Source organism: Streptomyces sp. NPDC087300, assembly GCF_044744425.1.
GTDB lineage: Bacteria > Actinomycetota > Actinomycetes > Streptomycetales > Streptomycetaceae > Streptomyces.
Window position 1 is genome coordinate 46567 of record NZ_JBIUYI010000015.1, and the last position, 22236, is coordinate 68802.

Sequence of the window (22236 nt, forward strand, 5' to 3'; positions counted from 1 at the left end):
CGCTACACCCGACGGCCCTCGCGCAGTGCGAGGCGTTCGCCGTGGAAGCCCGCGCGCAGCCGCCGGTCGTGGCTGACGACGACCAGCGTTCCCGCGTAGTGCGCGAGGGCCGCCTCCAGGTCCTCCACGAGGGCGGGCGAGAGGTGGTTGGTCGGCTCGTCGAGGAGGAGCAGGTCCAGCGGGCGCGTGACGAGCGCGGCCAGTTCCAGGCGGCGGCGCTGGCCCACCGAGAGCGCCCGCACGGGCAGCGCGAGGTCCCCGGCGCGGAAGAGCCCGAGCGCGAGCAGCTCGTCGCGCCGTTCCTCCCCGCCGAAGGCGTCGAGCACCGAACGCCCGTCGCGCGACGGCCCGTTGTCCTGGCGCAGGAAGCCGACCCGGGCCGGCCCCGCGACCTGGCCGGACTCCGGTGCGAGGTCCCCTGCGAGCACCCGCAGCAGCGTCGTCTTGCCCGCGCCGTTGGGCCCGGTGACCAGGAGCCGCTGCCCGGCGCCGATCGTCAGCGTCCCCTCGATGTCGAGCCTTCCCGGTACGCGTACGCCGGTGAGCGTCACGTCGCCCGCCGCCCCGCCGTCGACGTGCGCGGTGAAGCGCAGGGGGCGCGGGGGCGGCGGCACGGGGTTCTCGGTGAGGCGGTGCAGTCGTTCGCGGGCGTTGCGGATGCGGCCCATCGCGCCGTGCGCCCGTGAGCGTGCGCGGAAGGCTCCCGCCCCGCTGAACGCGGCCGGTGCCTTGCGGGGGATCGCGGAGAGCAGCCCGATGTTGGAGTCGGCGAGCGCGGAGTGCCGGGCCACCTCGGTGCGCCACTCCTCGTACTCCCGCTCGTGGCGGGCCCGTTCGGCGGCCTTGGCGGTCAGGAAGCCCGCGTAGCCGTCGCCGTAGCGCCGCACGGTCCTGGTCTCGCCGTCCACCTCCAGGATCGTCGTCGTGACGCGGTCGAGGAACGCCCGGTCGTGGGTAACCGCGACGAGCGTGCCGCGGTGGGCGCGCAGCCGGTCCTCCAGCCAGCGCACGGCCTCGTCGTCGAGGTCGTTGGTCGGCTCGTCCAGGAGCAGCAGTTCGGGGGCGGACGCGAGGGTCCCGGCCAGCGCGAGCCGGGAGCGCTGCCCGCCGGAGAGCGTGCCGAGCGGCCGTGCGCGGTCGAGGGCCGCGCGTTCGCCGAGGTGGTGCAGGGTGACCTCGACGCGCCGGTCGGCGTCGTGCCCGCCGCGCGCGTCGAACTCGGCGACGAGGCGCGCGTAGTGGTCGTAGCCGGCCTGGTCGGCGTCCGCCAGGGACGCTTCGGCGACCCTGATCCGCCGCTCCAGGGAGCGCGGTTCGGCGAGGGCCGCGTCGATCGCGTCGCCGACCGTCGCGGTGTCCGGCAGGCCGAGGGTCTGCGCGAGGTGTCCGGTGCCGCCGGGGGCGGTGACGGTGAGCGTCCCGTTGTCCGGCTGCTCCTGCCCGGCGATGAGCCGCAGCAGGGTGGACTTGCCGGATCCGTTGTCCCCGATGACGCCCGCGCGCTCGCCGGGGCGGACGGTGAAGGAGACGCGGTCGAGGATCACGCGGTCCTCGTAGCGCTTGGTGATGTCGGTGAGGGCGAGCTGGGAGGTGTGGGTGTGGTGGCCGATGGCGACTGGGAACAAGTGGGGTCGCTTCCGTAGGGGACAGATGGTCCCGCGAGACGTTCCGTCTCGCGGGATGCTCCCGAAGATAGCGCCTGACCCTCGACTTCGCAAGACGCGGCGTCTCGTCATGGAGGTGTTGCTTACGCGGAAGGCATCTCCCCGGGCGGCGGGGTCGCCGCCCCCGGCAGCTGCACCGTCGCCACCGTGCCGCCCCCTTCGGCCGCCGCGAGCGTCACCTCGCCGCCGGCCTGGCGGACCGTACGCGCCACGATCGACAGACCGAGCCCCGAGCCCGGCAGGCTGCGCGCGGACGGCGAGCGCCAGAACCGGTCGAAGACGTGCGGGAGTTCGTCCTCGGGGATGCCGGGGCCGTGGTCGCGCACGGTCAGCCTGCCGCGGTCCAGGGTGACCTCGACCGTGCCGCGCCGCGGGCTGAACTTCACCGCGTTGTCCAGGATGTTGACGATGGCCCGCTCCAGGGCGGGCGGCTCCACGCGCACGTACCAGGGCGCGAGCTCCGCGGTGACGGTCAGCTCGGGGCCGCGCAGCCTGGCCCGCTCGATCGCGGTCCGCGTCAGGTGGTGCAGCGCGACGACCTGCACCTTGGCGCCGCTCTCGCCGCCGTCGGGCCGCGAGAGCTCTTGCAGGTCACCGATGAGTACGGCCAGTTCGGTCATCTGCGCGGTGACCGAGGCGAGCAGCGCCTTGCGGTCGTCGGGCGGGATCGCCCGGCCGGTCTCCTCGCTGCGGGCGAGCAGCTCGATGTTGGTACGGAGCGAGGTCAGCGGCGTCCGCAGCTCGTGGCCCGCGTCGGCGATCAGCTGCTGCTGGAGGTCGCGGGAGGAGGCGAGGGATGCGGTCATGGAGTTGAAGGACTCCGAGAGCCGGGCGATCTCGTCGTCGCCGTCGACGGGGATGCGGAGGTTCAAGTCCTCGGTACGGGCGACGTGTTCGACGGCTTCGGTGAGCTGGTCGACCGGCCTGAGCCCGGTGCGGGCCACCCAGAGCCCGGCGGCGCCGGCGCCGAGGACGCCGATGCCCGCGACGAAGACGAGGATCAGGGCGAGGTTGTCGAGGGTGTCGTCGACCTCGCTGAGGGGCCGTGCCACCGACACCGCGAGCGACAACTGTGGGTAGCCCTCCAGCGGGTAGGTCAGGACCCGGTACTGCTCTCCGTTGGACGCGGTGGCGTTGTGGTACGTCTCGCCGTCCTGCCGGTCGGCCACGGCGGTGTCCGCGTCGGTGACCTCGATCGAACGGCGGCCGAAGGTGGTGCACTTCGTGCCGTTCTTGGACACGACCTGAATGGTCTGCTCGAACAGATCGGGGTCGTCGCGGCCGGGAATCGTGCGCAGGCAGCGCGCCTTGCCGGCCAGCGCGTCGATGTTGATCTGGTCGACCACCTGGTTCGGATTGGGCCGGTTGCTGCTCAGCGCGCTGTCGAGGGAGTCGATCAGCGCGTTGCGCACCACGAACCAGCACGTCACCGCGGCCGCCGCGACGGCCAGGGCCACGGCCGTGGTGACCAGGAGCGCGAGCCGCGAGCGCAGCGGCAGCCCGCGGAAGCGGCGCCCGAACCTGTTCACTCCCCGCCCCGCAGCACATACCCCACGCCCCGCACCGTGTGCACCAGACGCGGTTCGCCGCCCGCCTCCGTCTTGCGGCGCAGGTACATGACGTACACGTCCAGGGAGTTGGACGACGGCTCGAAGTCGAAGCCCCAGACCGCCTTCAGGATCTGTTCGCGGGTGAGGACCTGGCGGGGGTGCGCGAGGAACATCTCCAGGAGGGTGAACTCCGTGCGGGTCAGTTCGACCGTGCGCGGGCCCCTCGTGACCTCGCGGGTCGCCAGGTCCATGCGCAGATCGGCGAAGGAGAGCGTGTCGCCCTCCTCCGCCTGCCCGGCGGCCGCGGCGTACGAACTGCGCCGAAGCAGCGCCCTGATGCGGGCGAACAGCTCGTCCAGTTCGAACGGCTTGACCAGGTAGTCGTCGGCGCCCGCGTCGAGTCCCGTGACGCGGTCGCCGACGGTGTCGCGCGCGGTCAGCATGAGGATGGGCGTGGTCGTCCCGGTGGCACGGAGCCTGCGCGCGGCGGTCAGGCCGTCCATGCGGGGCATCTGGATGTCGAGGACGACGAGGTCGGGGCGGTGCGCGGCGGCCTTCTCCAGGGCGTCGGCGCCGTCGACGGCGACCTCCGTGGCGTACCCCTCGAAGGCGAGACTGCGCTGGAGCGCCTCCCGCACGGCGGGTTCGTCGTCCACGATCAGGATGCGCTGCTGCTCGCGGTCACCGGCGCGGTCGCCTTCGGCGGGGCTCATGGGCTTGGGACTTCCTCGGGTCGGGGGCGGATCGGGGCCGGTATCAGCCTCGCACGCGGGCGCGGGCGGTGCGGCGCGCCGCGGGACGCGCGCCGGTGGAGGTCGCCACCTCGGGCGCCCGCTCGGGCCGGGCGCCGTGCAGTTCCCCCGCCACGCTCAGCGGCAGGCCGAGCCCCGCGGGATCGGTGTCGGGCCTGCCCCAGCCGATGGTGACGGCGAGGGCGTGCCGGGCGCGGTTGACGGTGACGCCGGTGAAAGTGGTGCCGGACATGGCGGCCTCCTGGGGGTCGTGCCGTGGGGTCGTACGGAGGTCAGGGGTCGTACGGAGATCAGGTCTTGGAGCCGGAGCGCAGCGTGCTCAGGTCGTTCTTGACGGTGTCGACCGGTATGGCGAAGCCGAGGCCGACGCTGCCGGAGGCGCTCTCGCCGCTGCCCTGGCCCGAGGAACTGGGCGAGTACATCGCGGAGTTGATGCCGATGATGTTGCCGTTCATGTCGATGAGGGCGCCGCCGGAGTTGCCGGGGTTGAGCGAGGCGTCCGTCTGGAGCGCCTTGTACGTGGTCTTCGACGAGCCGGTGTCGCCGTTGAACTGCTGCCCGCCGAACTCGAACGGCCAGCCGCCCTCGGGGTTCTGCGGCTGCTGCTGGCCCTCGCCCGTGGAGACGGTGACGTCGCGGTCCAGCGCGGAGATGATGCCGCTGGTGACGGTGCCGGTCAGGCCCTCGGGGGAGCCGATGGCGACGACCTCGTCGCCGACCTTCACGTTGCCGGAGTTGCCGAGGGTGGCGGGCTTGAGCCCGGAGGCGTTCTTCAGCTGGATGAGCGCGAGGTCCTTCTTGCTGTCGGTGCCGACGACCTCGGCGTCGTACGTCTTGCCGTCGCTCGTGCGCACCTTGACCGAGGTGGCGCCGGAGACGACGTGGTTGTTGGTGATGATCTCGCCGTTGCTCTTGAGGATCACACCGGAGCCGGTGGACTTGCCCTGGCCGGTGCTCGCGCTGATCTCCACGATGCTCGGGCCGACCGCCTCGGCGACACCGGCGACGGTGCCCTTCTTGCTGGTCGGCACGACATCGGTGCTGGTGGCCGAGGAGCCGTTGTCCCGGTCGGTGAGCGTCTGCACGGCGAACGCGGTGCCGCCGCCCACCGCGGCCGCCGCGATCGCCACGGCGGCGAGCAGCGCCACCGGGCCCTTCGCGCGGCGGCGCCGGGCGGGAGCGGGTCCCTGAGGTGCCTCCGGCGCGTAGGCGGGCGGGGGCGGGAAGGCGCCCTGCGTACCGCCGGGCGGCACAGGCGCTGACGACTGCTGCTGGTGGTACTCGCCGCTGTGGCGGAAGGTCTCGGTCATGTCTCTGAGACTGTCCGCCGTACATGAGAGCTGTCTGAGTACGTCCTGAGAAGCCCGGCAGAAGTGCGTATGCCCGTTATAAAGGCGGGCGCCAGGCGGGCGCCAGGCGGGCGGCGGGCGGCTACTGGCAGCCGCAGGACTGCCGTACGACCAGCCGCGAGGGGAACAGCTTCAGGCGCTCCCTGCGCGATCCCGCGACCCGCAGGCCGTCGTCCAGGACCAGGTCCACGGCCGCGCGGGCCATCGCGGGCCGGTCGGAGGCCACCGTCGTCAGCGGCGGGTCGGTGAGCCCGGCCTCCTTGACGTCGTCGAAGCCGGCCACGGCCAGCTCGCCCGGCACGTCGATGCGCAGCTCGCGCGCGGCCCGCAGGATGCCGATCGCCTGGTCGTCCGTGGAGCAGAAGATCGCGGTGGGCCGGTCGGGGCGGGCCAGGAGGTCCAGGCCGACCTGGTAGGCGTCGTAGCGGTTGTAGGGGGCCTCGAAGAGCCGTCCCTCCACCGGGTGCCCGGCCTCGCGCATCGCGCGCCGCCAGCCCTCGACGTGGTCGGAGACGGGGTCGCCGACGGTCGGGGTCTCGGCGGTGCCGCCGACGCAGGCGACGTACGCGTGGCCGTGTTCGAGCAGATGGCGGGTGGCGAGCTGGGCGCCGCCCACGTCGTCCGTGACGACCGCGACGTCGTCGATGGCCTCGGGGCGCTCGTGCAGCAGCACCACGCGCGCGTCCCACGCGTCGATCTCGGCGGCCGCCTGGTCGGTCAGGCCGTGGCTGACCAGGATCAGCCCCGAGACGCGCATGCCGAGGAAGGCCCGCAGGTAGTGGGTCTCGCGCTCCTCGACGTAGTCGGAGTTGCCGACGAGGACCATCTTTCCGCGCTCGGACGCCGCCTGTTCGACGGCGTGCGTCATCTCCGCGAAGAACGGCTGGCGCGCGTCCGGCACGATCATGCCTATGAGGTCCGTGCGCCGCGACGCCATGGCCTGGGCGACCCGGTCGGGCCGGTACCCCAGCTCCTTGATCGCGGCGAGTACCCGCTCGCGCGTGGCCGGGGCGACCGGCCGGGGTCCGTTGTTGATGACATAGCTGACGACGGCGGTCGAAGTGCCCGCAAGTCGTGCCACGTCATCCCGAGTCACCTTGGCCACGCGCGGAGTCTACGCGGATGGAACTACCGCTGGGCAGGGCGTACGGCAGCTTCCTTCGGAGCGGATTTCACGGCGCTCTCGACGGACGCGGTCCGCCTGGCGGCGTCCGCCCCCGCGCGGGGCGCCGCGGCGTCCTCGGCCCGGGGCGTCGCGGCCTTCTTCTTCTCCTCGTCGGCGGCCCGCTCGACCTTCTCGGGCGTGACGAAGCGGTAACCGACATTCCGGACGGTGCCGATCAGCGACTCGTGCTCGACGCCGAGCTTCGCGCGCAGCCGGCGCACATGGACGTCGACCGTCCGCGTACCGCCGAAGTAGTCGTAGCCCCACACTTCCTGGAGCAGCTGGGCGCGCGTGAAGACCCGGCCGGGGTGCTGCGCCAGGTACTTGATCAGCTCGAACTCCTTGAAGGTCAGGTCGAGGACCCGGCCCTTGAGCTTGGCGCTGTAGGTCGCCTCGTCCACGGAGAGGTCGCCGTTGCGGATCTCCATGGGCGAGTCGTCGGCGGTGATCTGCTGGCGGCCCATCGCGAGCCGCAGGCGCGCCTCGACCTCGGCGGGTCCCGCCGTGTCCAGGAGCACGTCGTCGATGCCCCAGTCGGCGGTGACGGCCGCGAGCCCGCCCTCCGTCACGACGAGGACCAGCGGACAGCCGGGCCCGGTGGAGCGGAGCAGCTGGCAGAGGCTGCGCACCTGCGGGAGGTCGCGGCGCCCGTCGACGAGGATGACGTCGGCACCGGGGGTGTCGACGAGAGCGGGCCCCTCCGCCGGGGCGACGCGCACGTTGTGAAGGAGCAGGCCGAGGGCGGGGAGCACCTCCGTCGACGGCTGGAGGGCATTGGTCAGGAGCAGCAGAGAACTCATCGTCGCCCCACACCTGCCTGGGTCGTCTGACTGTCGTGCACGTTTCGCTCGCCCATAACGTCTGGTTCCTCCTCGGTCCCTGCGAGGACGTTTACGGCACTGCTTCGTACGGTGTGCTCCTGGGCCCGCGCCCGGGGCCGTGGAGCACCGTGGTGCGGGCGCTCCTGGAAGCACAAAAGGACCCGGGGGCTGCGCTGCCCGGATCCTCTGCCAAGGAGAATAGCCCACATGAGTTCCGGTCCGGCAGGTCAAACGGCGCGTTCTTCTGTGCCTCCGCTCACTCGGGGGCAGGGTCGCGTTCAGCAGCGCGCCATGCTTCGTACACGCGACGGAGTGGGCATCGACGCGGCCTACGACCCCGGGCCCGACCCCTCGGGAGAGCTCGCGATCGTGGTCGCGCACGGCTTCACCGGCGATCTCTCGCGGCCCCACGTGCGCCGCATCGCGGGCGTCTTCGCCCAGCGTGCGGCCGTGATCACCTTCTCCTTCAGGGGACACGGGGCGTCCGGCGGGCGCTCCACCGTCGGCGACCGCGAGGTGCTCGACCTGGCGGCGGCCGTGGAGTGGGCGCGGTCCCTCGGGCACGCGCGCGTGGTGACCGTCGGCTTCTCGATGGGCGGTTCGGTGGTGCTGAGGCACGCCGCGTTGCACAGGGGGCGCACGGAAGCGCGCGCCGATGCGGTGGTCGCCGTGAGCGCCCCGGCCCGCTGGTACTACCGGGGCACCGCGCCGATGCGGCGGCTGCACTGGGTCGTCACGCGCCCGGCGGGCCGCGCGGTGGGCCGCTTCGGCCTGCGCACCCGGATCCACCCGCACGAGTGGGACCCCGTGCCGCTCTCGCCGGTGGAGTCGGTCCCGCTGATCGCGCCGACCCCGCTGCTCGTCGTGCACGGCGACCAGGACCCGTACTTCCCCGTCGACCACCCCAGGATGCTGGCCGCGGCGGCCGTGGGCGGGGCCGAACTGTGGCTGGAAGAAGGCATGGGGCACGCGGAGCACGCGGCCTCGGACGAGCTCGCGGGGCGGATCGCGGCATGGGCCACGGCATCATGGACGTCGGCAACAGCCGATCGAGAGGAGCGTCGCATGGTGAACGGCACCATTCGTTACTGGGCCGCTGCCAAGGCGGCCGCGGGTGTCGCGGAGGAGCCGTACGCGGCGGCGACGCTGGCGCAGGCGCTGGACGCCGCGCGTGAGCGGCACCCCGGAGAGCTCGTCCGGGTCCTCCAGCGCTGTTCGTTCCTGATCGACGGCGATCCCGTCGGGACCCGCGGGCATGAGACCGTACGGCTGGCCGAGGGCGGCACGGTCGAGGTGCTCCCGCCGTTCGCAGGAGGATGAGCGCCATGTCCAATCAGCCGTACGAGGGGTACGAGGGGTACGACCCGTACCAGCAGCGGTACCCGGATCCTCAGCAGCCGTATCCGTCGCCGGAGCAGCAGCAGTACGTGGATCCCCAGCAGCAGTACGCGCAGCCTTATCCGGAGCAGCAGCAGTACTACGCGGATCCCCAGCAGCAGTACGCGCAGCCCTACCCGGAGCAGCAGCAGTACTACGCCGATCCTCAGCAGCAGCAGTACACCCAGCAATGGCAGGGCCAGACCTGGGAGACGTCCGTGCAGCCGCCCGCGCCGGTGGTCGACGTCACCGAGACCGCGTACCTGCCGCCGCAGGCTGACATGTCGTACGGCGCCATGGCGGAGCCCGAACCGGAGCCGCCCGCCGCGCCCGCGGCCTCGCAGGAGGCCTACGGCCCCGCCACCACCACCGGAAACCCCCGCATAACGGACGCCCAGCGCGCCCGCGCCGAGGGGCGCTCGCCGGTCATCGAGCCGGGGATGCAGCCCGCCGCGCTGACCGCGCTCCTCGGGCTGCTGCTCGCCGGGGGCGCCTCCGTCGGGTCGTACGCGCTGCTCGTGCCGCTGGTGATCCTCCAGGCCGTGACCGCGGCGGGGTGGTTCAGGCTCAACGGGATGTGGCCGGCCAGGCAGGGCATCGCGCTCGCGTTCCTCGGCGGTGTCGTCGCCGACGCCGCGCTGCTCGGCGTCGGCAAGGAGCACGCGCCCGCCGCCATCCTCGGCACCCTCGGCGTCTGGGTGCTGCTCGTGCTGGTGCTCCAGCTGCGCAGCCACGCCGGTGCCGACGAGCGGATGTACGGGCTCATGGCGACCCTCACCTCCGCCGCGCTCGCGATCATCGCCACCGGGCACCTCGCGGCCGAGGCGGACGCCGTGACCGTGGGCTGCGTCGCCGTCGCCGTCGCGGTGCTCGCCCGCGCGCTGCCGCTGCCCACGCCCGCCTCCGTCGTCGTCGCGCTGCTCGCGGCCACCGGGGCCGGGGTCGCCGTCGGCGGCATGACCGACTACGGCAGCAAGGGCGCGCTGCTCGCGCTCGGCGCCGGGGTCTGCGCGCTGATCGGGCACCGCGTCGCGAGCTACGACTATCCGTCGCGGTTCGTGCACATGACGGCGGGCGTCGCGCTGCCGCTCGCGGCCGCCGCCCCCGCCGTGTACGTCCTCGGACGTGCCATCGGCTGAGCGCCGCGCGATCGTCACAGCTGATCGACAGGTCCCCGGCCGAGCTCCTCGGCCGGGGACCTGTCCTTTAGGCTCGCGGCAAACGACAGTCGGGGGCCAAGGTGGGGGAACACCGGACATGAGCATGCGCGCCGTACGAATACTTCTGATCGTCGTCGTGATCCTGGGGGGTCTGTTCGTGGCGGCCGACCGGCTGGCCGTGAACTTCGCCGAGGGCGAGGCGGCGGACAAGATGCGTACCAGCGAAGGGCTGAGCAGCACGCCCGACGTCTCCATCAAGGGGTTCCCCTTCCTGACCCAGGTCGCGGGCGGGGAGCTCGACGACGTGGAGGTCGGGATCAAGGACTACGAGGCCAAGTCCGGCTCCGACTCCATCCGCATCGCCGATCTGACCGCCCACATGAAGGGCGTGAAGTTCTCCGGCGACTACAGCTCGGCGACCGCCGCGACCGCCACGGGCACCGCGCGGGTCTCCTACGACGAGCTCCTGAAGGCCAGCAAGTCCGAGCCGGTCCAGCTGCCGCTCGGCGCCACCGGCAAGGTCGTCGGCCTCTCCGACGGCGGCAACGGCAAGATCAAGGTCGAGGTCGAGGTCAGCAAGGGCGGCGCGAAGCTGCCCAAGCCCGTGTACGTGCTGAGCTCGGTCCGCGTCGAGGGCGACAACATCAAGGTCCACGCGGACTCGATCCCGAAGAAGCTGGAGGTCCTCGGCCTCTCCATCCCGCTGCCCGAGGGCACGGCCCGCGACGTCACCGACTTCGAGCAGAAGGTCGAGGACCTGCCGGCCGGGATCAAGCTGGAGAAGGTCGAGGCGGCGCCGGACGGCGTGGACATGTCCGTGACGGGTTCGGACGTGCGGCTGGCCGGCTGAACCCCGCCGCCGGGCCGCCCCGTCCGAAGTACGAGACGAAGCCGTCCGGCGGGCGGATGTGACGGGGACGACACCGGACCCCGGGGCCCTTCCGGGCGGCCCCGGGGTTCAACTATTCCCACATCGTGGACGATCGTGTCTCACCATGCGGAGCACCGGTGACACAGCCGCCCCTCCGTCCCTACGATCGGACCCATGCAACGACAGGCGGACCTCACGAAGCGGCGGGCAGTGGACCTGTGCCGCGTCGCCGCCATGCTCTGTCGCACCTTCTAGCGGGACCGTTCCGCGTCCTGCGTTCCCCGGCCTGGTGACGCCCATCCAGCAGGCCTCCCGCGCCGTACGTACGCCACCGTGCCTCCCCGCACCACCGGCCCGTACCGGCCGCCCCCTCGTGCACCGCAGCACAGCCGCACCGCCGCAACTGCCCCGGAGGAGACACCCATGAGCCGCAGTGACGTCCTGGTAGACGCCGACTGGGTCGAGGCCCACATCGAGGACCCGAAGGTCGCCATCGTCGAGGTCGACGAGGACACCTCGGCGTACGAGAAGAACCACATCAAGAACGCGATCCGGATCGACTGGACCAAGGACCTCCAGGACCCGGTCCGCCGTGACTTCATCGACCAGCAGGGCTTCGAGGAGCTCCTGTCGAAGAAGGGCATCGCCAACGACACCACCGTCGTCCTCTACGGCGGCAACAACAACTGGTTCGCCTCGTACGCCTTCTGGTACTTCAAGCTCTACGGCCACCAGGACGTGAAGCTCCTCGACGGCGGCCGCAAGAAGTGGGAGCTCGACTCCCGCGACCTGGTCGACGGCGCGCAGGTCCCCAGCCGCCCGGCCACCGACTACAAGGCCAAGGCCCAGGACACCTCGATCCGCGCCTTCCGCGACGACGTCGTGGCGGCCATCGGCGCGAAGAACCTGGTCGACGTGCGCTCGCCCGACGAGTTCAGCGGCAAGCTGCTCGCCCCGGCCCACCTCCCGCAGGAGCAGTCGCAGCGTCCGGGCCACGTCCCGTCCGCCCGCAACATCCCGTGGTCGAAGAACGCCAACGACGACGGCACCTTCAAGTCGGACGACGAGCTCAAGGCCCTCTACGAGGACGAGCAGGTCGACCTGGCCAAGGACACCATCGCGTACTGCCGCATCGGTGAGCGTTCGGCCCTGACCTGGTTCGTCCTGCACGAGCTGCTCGGCCAGACCAACGTCAAGAACTACGACGGCTCGTGGACCGAGTACGGCTCCCTCGTCGGCGTGCCGATCGAGCTCGGCGCCAACAAGTAAGCAAGACCGACCTTCCTTTCCCCTAGGAGTACGCATGTGTGGAGCAAAGGCCGGCGGCCCCGACGCTTCGACGATCAAGCCCGGTGAGACCACCATCCAGGGCCAGGTGACCCGCGACGGCGAGCCCGTCACCGGTTACGTGCGCCTGCTGGACTCGACCGGCGAGTTCACCGCCGAGGTCCCGACCTCGGCCACCGGACAGTTCCGCTTCTACGCCGCCGAGGGCACCTGGACCGTCCGGGCGCTGATCCCCGGCGGCACCGCCGACCGCACGGTCGTCGCGCAGACGGGCGGCCTCGCGGAGATCGCGATCGCGGTCTGATCCGGCACGCACCACGAACGGCCGAAGGGCCGCACCCCAGGGGGTTGGACGCCACTGGAACGGGGTGCGGCCCTTCGGCTGCCTACGGGCGTCCGCGCTTGCCGTTGCCTACGGCCGTCTGCGCTTGCCGTCCAGCTCGTCCCACCACTCGTCGGACCTCTGGTCCCCGCTGGGATCGTCCCACCAGCGGTCCTCGGGCCCCCTGCGGTTCGCCGTGATGGCCGCGAGGGGCGGGATCACCATCGCCACCACGCACATCCCGACGGCGACGGGGACCGACCAGAGCCGCACGACACCCCAGGCCAGGACGAACAGGCCGATGCAGGTGCCCATCATGGCGAAGTACACATGACGCCTTCGCGCGTACATACATCCAGCCTACGTCCGAAGGGCCCTCACAGAGAGGGACGGGCACGGCCCGACTACAGTGGGACCGGCTCTGATACCTGCCCCACCGCTCACCGAGGAGCACCCCGTGCTTGAGGCCTTCTTCTCCGCCCTGCTGGTTCTCGTCTGCGTCGGCGTTCTCGCCTTCGCCGGACTGACCGTGAAGAAGCTGTACCAGGGCCAGCGCTGATCGACCCCACCGCCACCGTCACCTCCACAGATCGCCTGAGCTTCCCATGATCGAGATTCCGTCCGACCTGAACCCCTCCCTCGTCCCCCTCGCCTTCCTCCTCGGCAACTGGGCGGGCGCGGGCGTCACCGACTTCCCCGGCGCCGAGAAGGCGAATTTCGGCCAGGAAGTCTCCTTCACGCACGACGGGCGCGACTTCATCGAGTACCGCTCGTACACCTGGGTGCTCGACGCCGAGGGCAACAAGGTCAAGCCGCTGGAGTCCGAGTCGGGCTACTGGCGGATCGACGAGAACCGCAAGGTCGAGGTCGTGATGGTCCGCGACGAGGGCGTCGTCGAGATCTGGTACGGCGAGCTGGCCGACCAGAAGCCGCAGATCGACCTGGTCACGGACGCCGTCGCGCGCACCGCGGCCTCCGGCCCCTACACCGGCGGCAAGCGGCTCTACGGCTATGTGAAGGGCGACCTGATGTGGGTCGGCGAGAAGCAGACCCCCGAGGTGCCGCTGCGCCCCTACATGTCGGCGCAGCTCAAGAAGGTCGTCTCGCCCGAGGAGGTCGCGGAGATGGCTCGGAACCTGGGCGACCTGCCGGACGACGGCATCGCTTTCTTCAAGTAGACCTAGACTTCGAGGTGTGGTGAGCACCGACTGGAAGAGCGACCTGCGGCAGCGCGGCTACCGGCTGACCCCGCAGCGCCAGCTTGTCCTCGAAGCCGTCGACACCCTTGAGCACGCGACCCCCGACGACATCCTCTGCGAAGTGCGGAAGACGGCGTCGGGGGTCAACATTTCCACGGTCTACCGGACCCTGGAGCTCTTGGAGGAGCTGGGCCTCGTCTCGCACGCCCATCTGGGGCACGGGGCGCCGACCTACCACCTCGCCGACCGGCACCACCACATCCACCTGGTCTGCCGCGACTGCACGAACGTCATCGAGGCGGACACCGAGATCGCCGCGGAGTTCACCGCCAAGCTGCGCGAGACGTTCGGCTTCGACACCGACCTGAAGCACTTCGCGATCTTCGGCCAGTGCGAGAACTGCGCGGCCCAGAAATAAAAACCGCCCCCGGTGGGTCGTAGTCTTTGTGAACATGAAGAGCCCCCTGCTGTCCCTGCCCGGCGCCGTCCCCGCCGAGGGCGTGGACGAAGGCGTCGCCGCCCACTACGGCGAACTGTTCCGTGAACAGCGCGCCCTCGCCGACGGCACCGGATTCGTCGACCTCTCGCACCGCGGCGTGGTCACCGTCACCGGCGCCGACCGGCTGAGCTGGCTGCACCTGCTGATCACCCAGCACGTCAGCGAGCTCCCCGTGGGACAGGCCACCGAAGCGCTGATCCTCTCCGCCAACGGCCACATCGAACACGCCCTCTATCTCGTCGACGACGGCGACACGGTCTGGCTGCACGTCGAACCCGGCACCCAGGAAGCGCTCATCGCGTACCTGGAGAGCATGAAGTTCTTCTACCGCGTCGAAGTCGCCGACCGCACCGGCGAGTTCGCCGTGGTGCACGCGCCCGCCGGATCGATCGCCCCCGTCCCCGACGGCGTCGTCGTGCGCGAGACCGCGCACGGCCGCGACCTGTTCCTGCCGCGCGCCGACCTGGAGTCGTACGCCCAGGAGCACGGCCCCGCCGCCGGGCTGCTCGCCTACGAGGCGCTGCGCGTGGAGTCCCACCGGCCGCGGCTCGGCTTCGAGACCGACCACCGCACCATCCCGCACGAGCTGGGCTGGCTCGGCACCGCCGTGCACCTCCAGAAGGGCTGCTACCGCGGCCAGGAGACCGTCGCCCGGGTGCAGAACCTGGGCAAGCCCCCGCGCCGCCTGGTCTTCCTGCACCTGGACGGCAGCGAGGTGCACCTGCCGGTCGCGGGCACGCCGCTGCACCTGGCGAGCGAGGGTCCCGAGGGCCGCAAGCTCGGCTTCGTCACCACGGCCGTACGCCACCACGAGCTCGGGCCGATCGCCCTCGGCCTGATCAAGCGCAACGTGCCCCTGGACGCCGAACTCGTGGCGGGGGACATCGCGGCTGCCCAGGAAGTGGTCGTCGAGCCGTAGGGCTCACAGGTCGCCCTGGGGCTCACAGGCCGCTCCGGGGCTCGCAGGTCGCCCTGGGCTCACATGTCGAGCAGCACGGTGAACGGTCCGTCGTTCGTCAGGCCCACCCGCATCTGGGCCCCGAACCGGCCCGTCGCCACCGTCGCGCCCAGGGCGCGCAGCCGCGCCACCACCTCGTCGACCAGGGGTTCGGCCACGTCGCCGGGGGCCGCCGCGTTCCAGGTGGGGCGGCGGCCCTTACGGGCGTCTCCGTAGAGCGTGAACTGGCTGATGACCAGCAGCGGCGCGTCGATGTCGCTGCACGACCTCTCGTCGGCCAGCATGCGCAACGACCAGAGCTTGCGCGCCAGTTGGGCCGCCTTCTCCTTGGTGTCGTCGTGCGTGACGCCCACCAGGACGCACAGGCCCTCGCCGCTGATCTCGCCGACCGTCTCGCCGTCCACGACGACGCTCGCGCCGTCCACCCTCTGCACCACTGCTCGCATACGGTCATCATGCCGTGCCCCGCACGGCGCCCGGCAGATGCCTCCGATCCCCCCATCCGGGGCCGATTCCGGGCACTCATTCACATAGCGGCCACTCGGGGTGGCACGATGCTCACACGCGGTGTACCGCGTCGGCCGGTCGAGGGGACGGGTAGAGCTACATGAGCACACCAAGTACCGGGCATTCGCCCGGTCGCAACTCGTTGCAGCGTTCGCAGGTTCCGCGCCCGCCCGTGCAGCGCACGGGCAGCCCGCTGCTGCCCGAGGTGCCCGAGCACGACCTGGCGGCGCTGCGCCTCGTGGAGCTCCGCGAGCTGCGCAGGGCGGCCCAGCAGGACGAGGCCGATCTGAGCTATGTGCGGCGGCTGCTCCAGGGCCGGATCGACATCCTGCGGGCCGAGATCGCCCGCCGCAGGGACCCGCTCGCCCCCGAGCCCGAAGCGCCGGTCGTCGACCGGCTCCCGGAGATCCTCAGGGACGCCCCGGCCCGGCACCGCTCGTCGGCCAGGCACCTCACGCTCGGCACCCCGCACAGCGAGGAGTACCGGTTGCTCGCCGCCGAGATGCTCTCCGAGGTGCAGCTCTCCGACCTGGTGGCGCGCACGGACGACGAGCTGCACACGGCGATGGGCCGCCTCGTGCGGTACGAGCAGCAGGTGTCGCGGCGCCGACAGCTGCTCCAGCGGACCACGGACGAATGCAGCGCGGAGATCGCGCGGCGCTACCGGGAGGGCGAGGCGCAGGTCGACGACCTGCTGGTGTGACCTCGTGCCCCGGCGGCCAAGGAGCGCGGGGCCCGCGGGGCCGGCGCGCCGATCGACCTCGTCGACGACGTCGTACGGGCCCTTGAGTCGCGTACGTACGCGGGGTCCGGCTGCCTCGTCCTGGAGATCGCCGACCACGGAGTCGGCGGAGCCGTGGCTCGGGGACGCGTCCGCGGTGCGCCTGGCGGCGCCGGGCCGGATCACGGAGGAGTCGGCGGGTGCGGGGATGCGAAGGGTGCCGGGGGGTGTCAGGGGTTCCCAGTCCCTGACGCCCCCCGGGAAGCGTCTGAGCCCCGGCCATCCGCGTACCGGGGCTCAGACTTCCTGATGACTGACCGGACTCCCGGCTCCCCTCCGGATGGGAGCCCGGCCAGCCCGACCCTGGGTCAGCCCGACTGGGCGAGCAGCAGGACGAGGAGACCGGCCCCGAGCCCGCTGAGCTTGGTGTTCTTGGCCTTGATGCCCACGGTGAGGAGAACGAAGGCGATGATGCCGAGCGGCCCGTACTTCCACTGGATGACCTGCTCGAATCCGATGGCGAGGGCGGCGACGACGATGGCGATGAGCGGCATGACGTTCCCTCCTTCGGGATCGGGGCGGCGGACCCCGTTCAGCCGGTGACCAACTGGCCGTCCATCGCGGTTGCTGCGCTGCGGCGGTCGATGGCTGGTGGCCAACCCCGGAGGGGTCTGACCATGTCGCCAAAGTTGGCTACCAACTTCAAGGGACTTATCTCCGCTGAGGGACGACTCATAACCACCTTCCCTGCAACTCCCCAAAGATGGCGCGAAGTTGTACCGTTTGGTTGTGAGCCCGGAACAAGCATCAGTCAACGGGCGGAAGAGGCACCAGAGGTCTCACCGCGAAGTGGCCGACGTGCTGCGCGACCGGATCAGGTCCGGGTCGCTGCGGCCGGGTCAGCGCATGCCCACGCAGGCCGAACTGGCCGACGAGTTCGGTGTCGAGCGCGGTGCGGTGCGCGAGGCACTGAAAATCCTGCAGCGGGAGCATCTGCTGTCCAACGTTTCGAAGGGTAGCCCCGCCACCGTCGCGGAGGCCTCGGAGCGCGCGCTCGCAGGTCCCGGCGGTGTGCGGCCACAGCCCACGATGGTCGGCCTGGCCCCGCGGATCGCTGCCGCGTTCGAATCGCCGCACGTGGAGATAGACGCGCTCTGCCTCACCTCCATCTCCCTCACCATGGCGATCGGCGAACCGCTGCGGCAGATCCACGCCGGACAGCGGAATCCGGCCAAGGTCGACGTCCGGGTCCTGCTGCCGAGCCGCGACATCGACCTCGCCTTCCCCGCGCCGGTCGACGCCGGGGAGGACGAGGAGGCCCATGTGCACCGGCGCTGGCTCTCCCAGCGGAACGCGCAGGGCCAGGTCCTGCGCCACAACCTCCTCGCGCTGCGCGCCTCGCACGGCATCGACGTGTCGGTCCAGTTCCGCGCGCTGCCGTTCACGCCGCCCGTGAAGCTGTACCTGATCAACGGATCCGAGGCCCTCTTCGCGTACTACACGCTAGCCAAGCGGGACGAGGAGATCGGCAAGGAGTCCCTGGAGATGTACGACGCGCAGGGCACGCAGTCGATGCTCTTTCCGTTCAAGGAGGGGGACGGGCTGCGGGACACGACCTTCGTCGAGCAGTCCCATCTGTGGTTCAACGCCCTCTGGAACACGATCAGTCAGGACCTGGAGCTGGCGGCGGGCTAGGGGCCGGGTAGGGGATTCCCCCGGTTCGGCCCCGATGTGGCCCGGCCGCCGGCCCGGTCAGATCGCGGGTCCTGTCATCATCAGGGCGAGGACGACGGCTCCGATGGAACTGACCGTGGGGTTCTTCGCCTTGACGCCGACGGTCAGCAGGAGGAGACCGATGATGCCCATCGGGCCGTACTTCCACTGCACGAGTTGCTCGACGGTGACGGCGACCACGGCTGCGAGGAGGGCTATGACGGACATGGTGGTTCCTCCCTCTGCCATCTGGAGTCAGTTGGCAACCAACTCTGCTTGAGTTGTCCCCACTTGGTCGGAGTCCATAAACAACTTCCCTTCAACTGCCCAAAGATGGCGGTCAGTTGTATCGTCTGGGCGTGACCCAGGAGAACGTGGCAGTGAACGGCAGCAGGAAACTCTCACCCCAGGACATCGCCGACACCCTCCGCGACCGCATCCGGGCGGGCGAACTCAAGGCGGGCGAACGCCTGCCCACCCAGACCAAGCTCGCCGAGGAGTTCGGTGTCGAGCGCGGCACCGTGCGCCAGGCCATGAAGGCACTGCAAGGCGAAGGCCTCCTCTCCAACGTCAGCAAGGGCAGCCCGCCCCGGGTGGCGCAGGCGGCCACCCCTGCCTCTGTCAGCGAGGGCCCGCAGCCCTCCATGGTCGCGCTCGCCCCGCGGCTCGCCGCCGCGTTCGCGGCGCCGCACGTGCGGATCGACGTCGTGTCGTACACCGCGGAGACGCTCATGATCGCGATGGGCGAGCCGGTGCGGCTCATCCACGAGGGCAAGCTCAAGCCCGAGTCGATCGACCTGCGGGTGCTGCTGCCGAGCAGCGAGATCGACCTCGCGTTCCCGGTGCCGGTCGACCCGGACGCGGCGGGCCGGCAGCGGCTCCACGAGGACTGGCTGGCCCAGCGCAACGCCCAGGGCCAGGTCCTGCGCCACAACCTCCGTGCCCTGCGCGCCTCCCACGGCATCGACGTCCGCGTCACGTTCCGCGCCCTGCCGTTCACCACGCCGATCAAGCTGTATCTGCTCAATGAGGTGGAGGCGTTGGTGGCGTATTACACGCTGGAGCGGCAGCCGCTCGATCTGGAGGGGGACGGTACGGACGCGGAGATGTTCAAGTACGACTCCGGGGGCATCAAGGTCCCCCTCTTCTCCTTCGAGCGGGGCGAGCCGACCGCGCGGGACTCCATGTTCGTCGACCAGTCTCAGAAGTGGTTCGACGCCCTATGGGAAACCATCACCATGGACCTGACACTCTCTTAGGTGACTTCTGATTCGACGCAATCTGACGCGGCACGTTCCGGGGCAGTCGAAGAAGAGACCGAGAGCCTTCGTTCTCTGATCGGTTCTGTCCGTTTTGTGCTGTTCGACTTCGACGGTCCCATCTGCCACCTCTTCGCCGGACGCGCGGCGAAGCAGGTGGCGCAGGATCAGGTCCGGTGGCTGGAGGAGCAGGGCCTGCGCGACCTGCTCGCCGACGGCGTGCGCGAGGAGCCCGACCCCTACCTCGTACTGCGCGCCGTCGACCGCCGCAGACCGGGCAGCGACCTGGTCGCCGAGCTGGAGGAGAACCTCACCCAGCAGGAGCTCGGCGCCGTGGCCTCCGCCATGCCCACCGCGTACGTCGACCCGCTGATCCGCACCTGGTCGGCCGTCGGCGCCCGGCTCGCCGTGACGACGAACAACTCCCCGCGCGCGGTGAACCGTTACCTGGCGTCGCGCGGTCTCGTGGAATGCTTCGCCCCGCACGTCTACGGCCGCACCCAGGACCTCCACCTGCTCAAGCCCCACCCCCACTGCCTGGAGCGCGCCGTGAAGGCGATGGGCGCGGATCGGGCCGCCACCCTGATGATCGGTGACACGCCGTCGGACTACCAGGCCGCACAGCGGGCGGAGGTACGATTTCTGGGCTACGCGCGTAACGTTCGCAAAGCGCGGCTGCTGCGCGAGGCCGGCGCCACGCATGTCGTCGAGTCCCTGAAACCGCTTCTCAGGGTTGTATACGCCGTGGGCGACATTAGAGCGCGGTAAAGGTGCAGGCTGGGTAAGCAAACGCCGCGCCGATGTCCAGAATGCGGCAAGTCACAGGAACGGTTCGCTGCACGGGTACTCTCTGCCCTCATGTCGTCACCTCCGCCCCGATCTCCCCACGGGGCGCCGAAGAGCGGGCTGCGCGAGTCGCTGATCAGGCGATCCGCGGACTCGCACAGGGAGAGCCCCGACCGTGAGGTCGTAGCCGGGTACCACAACATCAACTACGTGGTGCCGCTCGGCTGGTGGCTCGCCGCCCTGCTGGGCACGATGCCGTTCCGGGCCCGCGTGAAGTGCCGGATGCCGCGCGACACGGTGCAGGTGGTGCCGCGCATCTGGCGCAGCGAGAGCGAGGTCCTCGCGACGGTGAGCCGCCATCTGAAGAAGGAAGTGCCGCGCTGCTACCGGGACTTCGGTGACTGGTCGCTGCACTCCTACCGCGCCGGTCAGGTGCTCTCCGACGTACGGATCGACGAGGGTAACGAGGACCGGATGATGCGGGCCTTCGCCCGATTCTTCGCCAGGACGGCGGGCGTACGGGGGGACAAGCTGCCGCCGACCCCCGCCGGCTGGCCCGAGAGCGGGCGGAGCCAGGAGTTCTTCGAGTGGCTGATCGGCTTCACCGAGGACCGGGTGCACCAGTGGAACCGGTGGCGGTTCCGGGACCTCTTCGAAGCGGTCGGCATCCGCTCCGACGCGCTCAGATCCTTCCGCGACGACCGGGACCGTCCGCGCCTCACCCCGCGGCCCTTCTGCCTCCTGCACACCGATGTCCACCCGGCCAACGTCGTGGTCGACCGCAAGAGACTCGCGGTGATCGACTGGGAGTTGGCGATGTACGGCGATCCGCTCCATGATCTCGCCACGCATCTCGTCCGCATGGACTACGAGAAGGATGAGCAGGTCCGGATGACCGCGCTGTGGGCCGAGGAGATGGTGAACGCCGGCCACCCGGAGATGACGGAAGGACTGGACACCGACCTGCCCGCCTACCTGGACTTCGAGTACGCCCAGTCCGTCTTCCCCGACATCATGCGCGCGGCACTCGACCTGGCCGGCCTGCCGGGAGAACCGGACCACGAGGACTTCCAACGGGCGGCACGGCGGGTCTGCCGGGCGTTGCGGCGCGCGGCCGAACCCCTGAAGCTGAAGAAGGTGCCCGACGAGGCGCACGCGGAGGCAGCGCTGCGCGCCTGGTACGCCGGGCCGTACGGCCGGGCGCAGGAGGAGGCGCACCGCGCGGCACGGTCCGCGCGGGACGGCGGGGCCCTCGACGAATGGGGTGCGGTGGGAGACGAGACGTACGAAGAGGTGTACGGCGGGGCGTATGAGGTGGTGGGCGCCGACGCTCCGGCGGGACGGGCGGGCATCGGGCGGCAGGCGGGCGCGGGCATCGGTGAGCTGCCCTCCGTCGCGCGTGAACTGGACGAGGTGCGCGCGCTGTTCGCCGATCCGGCGGGGAGCTGTGTGCTGTTCGACTTCGACGGGCCCATCTGCCGGCTCTTTCCCGGCGAGGCGTCCCGGCCCGCCGCCGACGACTTCTGGAAGCTGGTCGGCGAGCACGGTCTCCATGACGTGATCGACCCGGCGGACCGCCACTCCAAGGACCCCTACGACGTCCTGCGCGACGTCGCCCGCGAGCGGCCTGGCAGCAGCGGCGTCGCCGCGCTGGAGGACTTCCTCACGGACGGCGAGGTGCGGGCCGCGCAGTGCGCCCCGGCCACCCGGGGTGCCCACCGGCTCATCCGCGAGCTGTGGCGGCGGGGCTGCCGGATCGCCGTCGTCACCAACAACTCCCCGCGCGCGGTGGCCTCTTATCTGCACCGGCACGGTCTGTCCGAGGCGTTCGGCCCGCACATCTACGGCCGTACGCACCACGCCGAGCAGCTCAAGCCGGACCCCGACCCGGTGCTGTGCGCGCTGCGCGGGCTCGGTGCCGAGCCGTGTGACGCGGTGATGATCGGCGACACGGTGTCCGACTTCGAAGCCGCGCGCGAGGCGAAGGTACGTTTCGTCGGGTACGCACGGGACGACCGGAAGGCCGAGCCGCTGCGTACGGCGGGGGCCGAGGCGGTCATCCGCGCGCTCGCTCCGCTGATCGGGCTGCTCGACGTGCCGTCGGGGGGTTAGCGGGAGCGGCCCTCCAAGGGGCCGCGTCCCGGGCTCGGTCTGGACCGCATCGTCGCCGCGGGCATCGCGATGGCGGCGGCCGAGGGGATCGGCGCGGTCTCTATGTCTGTCCCGTCCGGCGTGCCCCGTGGCCCCTCCCGTTTAGATCTCGGGCGCCGGGCGGT

At 71.0% G+C, this 22236-nt stretch carries 25 protein-coding genes and 1 pseudogene; 15 read left to right on the top strand and 11 right to left on the bottom strand.

Features of this window, described 5'->3' with window-relative positions:
• Window positions 1-2 precede the first annotated feature (2 nt).
• From abc-f to ACIO9J_RS40050, 7 genes are all read right to left on the bottom strand, one after another.
• Entirely contained in the window at window positions 3-1610 is a 1608-nt protein-coding gene (gene abc-f / locus ACIO9J_RS40020) for a ribosomal protection-like ABC-F family protein (protein WP_402010358.1), read from the bottom strand.
• Between the two features lie 137 nt (window positions 1611-1747).
• A complete protein-coding gene (locus ACIO9J_RS40025) occupies window positions 1748-3193 on the bottom strand; it encodes a sensor histidine kinase (protein ID WP_402010226.1) in 1446 nt (481 codons plus the stop codon).
• The gene (locus ACIO9J_RS40030) at window positions 3190-3927 is read right to left on the bottom strand and encodes a response regulator transcription factor (protein ID WP_402010228.1); all 738 of its coding nucleotides are present in this window, start codon (window positions 3925-3927) and stop codon (window positions 3190-3192) included. The genes ACIO9J_RS40025 and ACIO9J_RS40030 overlap by 4 nt, the downstream gene beginning before the upstream one ends.
• Before the next feature lie 43 nt (window positions 3928-3970).
• Window positions 3971-4198 (bottom strand): hypothetical protein, encoded by a 228-nt coding sequence (locus ACIO9J_RS40035; protein WP_402010230.1) that lies wholly within the window; start codon window positions 4196-4198, stop codon window positions 3971-3973.
• 58 nt (window positions 4199-4256) lie between these two features.
• Window positions 4257-5276, bottom strand: a complete 1020-nt coding sequence (locus tag ACIO9J_RS40040) for a S1C family serine protease (RefSeq protein WP_402010232.1) — start codon at window positions 5274-5276, stop codon at window positions 4257-4259.
• Window positions 5277-5397: 121 nt separating this feature from the next.
• Window positions 5398-6420: a LacI family DNA-binding transcriptional regulator gene (locus ACIO9J_RS40045; protein ID WP_402010233.1), complete on the bottom strand. Its 1023-nt coding sequence runs from the start codon at window positions 6418-6420 to the stop codon at window positions 5398-5400.
• A gap of 23 nt (window positions 6421-6443) precedes the next feature.
• Window positions 6444-7280 (bottom strand): response regulator transcription factor, encoded by an 837-nt coding sequence (locus tag ACIO9J_RS40050; protein ID WP_402010235.1) that lies wholly within the window; start codon window positions 7278-7280, stop codon window positions 6444-6446.
• A gap of 228 nt (window positions 7281-7508) precedes the next feature.
• Here ACIO9J_RS40050 and ACIO9J_RS40055 point away from each other — a divergent pair.
• The 7 genes and pseudogenes from ACIO9J_RS40055 to ACIO9J_RS40085 form a co-directional block, all read left to right on the top strand.
• A pseudogene (locus tag ACIO9J_RS40055) lies at window positions 7509-8327 on the top strand (alpha/beta hydrolase); the annotation flags it as partial.
• Window positions 8328-8366: 39 nt separating this feature from the next.
• The gene (locus ACIO9J_RS40060; protein ID WP_402010359.1) at window positions 8367-8621 is read left to right on the top strand and encodes a MoaD/ThiS family protein; all 255 of its coding nucleotides are present in this window, start codon (window positions 8367-8369) and stop codon (window positions 8619-8621) included.
• A 5-nt stretch (window positions 8622-8626) separates the two neighbouring features.
• Window positions 8627-9817, top strand: coding sequence for a hypothetical protein (locus ACIO9J_RS40065; protein WP_402010237.1), 1191 nt, complete (start codon window positions 8627-8629; stop codon window positions 9815-9817).
• Between the two features lie 124 nt (window positions 9818-9941).
• Entirely contained in the window at window positions 9942-10688 is a 747-nt protein-coding gene (locus ACIO9J_RS40070; protein WP_402010361.1) for a DUF2993 domain-containing protein, read from the top strand.
• 195 nt (window positions 10689-10883) lie between these two features.
• Window positions 10884-10964, top strand: a complete 81-nt coding sequence (locus ACIO9J_RS40075) for a putative leader peptide (RefSeq protein WP_351007875.1) — start codon at window positions 10884-10886, stop codon at window positions 10962-10964.
• Window positions 10965-11132: 168 nt separating this feature from the next.
• Entirely contained in the window at window positions 11133-11978 is an 846-nt protein-coding gene (locus ACIO9J_RS40080) for a sulfurtransferase (protein ID WP_402010239.1), read from the top strand.
• Window positions 11979-12012: 34 nt separating this feature from the next.
• Window positions 12013-12300 carry a DUF1416 domain-containing protein gene (locus ACIO9J_RS40085; RefSeq protein ID WP_055551667.1) on the top strand — a complete coding sequence of 96 codons (288 nt, stop codon included), beginning with the start codon at window positions 12013-12015 and terminating at the stop codon, window positions 12298-12300.
• A 108-nt stretch (window positions 12301-12408) separates the two neighbouring features.
• On the opposite strand, the gene ACIO9J_RS40090 is transcribed toward ACIO9J_RS40085, so the two are convergent.
• Window positions 12409-12669 (bottom strand): DUF3099 domain-containing protein, encoded by a 261-nt coding sequence (locus ACIO9J_RS40090; RefSeq protein WP_402010241.1) that lies wholly within the window; start codon window positions 12667-12669, stop codon window positions 12409-12411.
• A gap of 254 nt (window positions 12670-12923) precedes the next feature.
• Between ACIO9J_RS40090 and ACIO9J_RS40095 the strand changes: the two genes are divergently transcribed.
• Genes ACIO9J_RS40095 through ACIO9J_RS40105 form a run of 3 tightly spaced genes read left to right on the top strand, consistent with a single transcriptional unit; the run spans window position 12924 to window position 14935 of the window.
• Window positions 12924-13496, top strand: coding sequence for an FABP family protein (locus tag ACIO9J_RS40095; RefSeq protein ID WP_402010242.1), 573 nt, complete (start codon window positions 12924-12926; stop codon window positions 13494-13496).
• Between the two features lie 16 nt (window positions 13497-13512).
• Entirely contained in the window at window positions 13513-13935 is a 423-nt protein-coding gene (locus ACIO9J_RS40100) for a Fur family transcriptional regulator (RefSeq protein ID WP_055700333.1), read from the top strand.
• A 34-nt stretch (window positions 13936-13969) separates the two neighbouring features.
• Complete coding sequence (locus ACIO9J_RS40105; protein WP_402010244.1) at window positions 13970-14935, top strand: YgfZ/GcvT domain-containing protein; 966 nt, start codon at window positions 13970-13972, stop codon at window positions 14933-14935.
• A gap of 59 nt (window positions 14936-14994) precedes the next feature.
• Here ACIO9J_RS40105 and dtd read toward each other — a convergent pair whose 3' ends face one another.
• Window positions 14995-15420, bottom strand: coding sequence for a D-aminoacyl-tRNA deacylase (dtd, locus tag ACIO9J_RS40110; RefSeq protein WP_402010246.1), 426 nt, complete (start codon window positions 15418-15420; stop codon window positions 14995-14997).
• A gap of 161 nt (window positions 15421-15581) precedes the next feature.
• On the opposite strand from dtd, the gene ACIO9J_RS40115 reads away from it, so the two are divergent.
• The gene (locus ACIO9J_RS40115) at window positions 15582-16184 is read left to right on the top strand and encodes an ABC transporter substrate-binding protein (RefSeq protein ID WP_402010247.1); all 603 of its coding nucleotides are present in this window, start codon (window positions 15582-15584) and stop codon (window positions 16182-16184) included.
• 386 nt (window positions 16185-16570) lie between these two features.
• On the opposite strand, the gene ACIO9J_RS40120 is transcribed toward ACIO9J_RS40115, so the two are convergent.
• Window positions 16571-16756: a hypothetical protein gene (locus ACIO9J_RS40120; protein ID WP_402010249.1), complete on the bottom strand. Its 186-nt coding sequence runs from the start codon at window positions 16754-16756 to the stop codon at window positions 16571-16573.
• Between the two features lie 229 nt (window positions 16757-16985).
• On the opposite strand from ACIO9J_RS40120, the gene ACIO9J_RS40125 reads away from it, so the two are divergent.
• A complete protein-coding gene (locus tag ACIO9J_RS40125) occupies window positions 16986-17897 on the top strand; it encodes a FadR/GntR family transcriptional regulator (RefSeq protein WP_402010250.1) in 912 nt (303 codons plus the stop codon).
• Window positions 17898-17954: 57 nt separating this feature from the next.
• On the opposite strand, the gene ACIO9J_RS40130 is transcribed toward ACIO9J_RS40125, so the two are convergent.
• A complete protein-coding gene (locus ACIO9J_RS40130) occupies window positions 17955-18143 on the bottom strand; it encodes a hypothetical protein (protein WP_402010252.1) in 189 nt (62 codons plus the stop codon).
• A 125-nt stretch (window positions 18144-18268) separates the two neighbouring features.
• Between ACIO9J_RS40130 and ACIO9J_RS40135 the strand changes: the two genes are divergently transcribed.
• From ACIO9J_RS40135 to ACIO9J_RS40145, 3 genes are all read left to right on the top strand, one after another.
• Window positions 18269-19174 (top strand): winged helix-turn-helix domain-containing protein, encoded by a 906-nt coding sequence (locus ACIO9J_RS40135; protein ID WP_402010363.1) that lies wholly within the window; start codon window positions 18269-18271, stop codon window positions 19172-19174.
• A 96-nt stretch (window positions 19175-19270) separates the two neighbouring features.
• The gene (locus tag ACIO9J_RS40140; protein WP_402010254.1) at window positions 19271-19942 is read left to right on the top strand and encodes an HAD family hydrolase; all 672 of its coding nucleotides are present in this window, start codon (window positions 19271-19273) and stop codon (window positions 19940-19942) included.
• Between the two features lie 90 nt (window positions 19943-20032).
• Window positions 20033-22072, top strand: a complete 2040-nt coding sequence (locus tag ACIO9J_RS40145; RefSeq protein WP_402010255.1) for an HAD family hydrolase — start codon at window positions 20033-20035, stop codon at window positions 22070-22072.
• Window positions 22073-22236 lie beyond the last annotated feature (164 nt).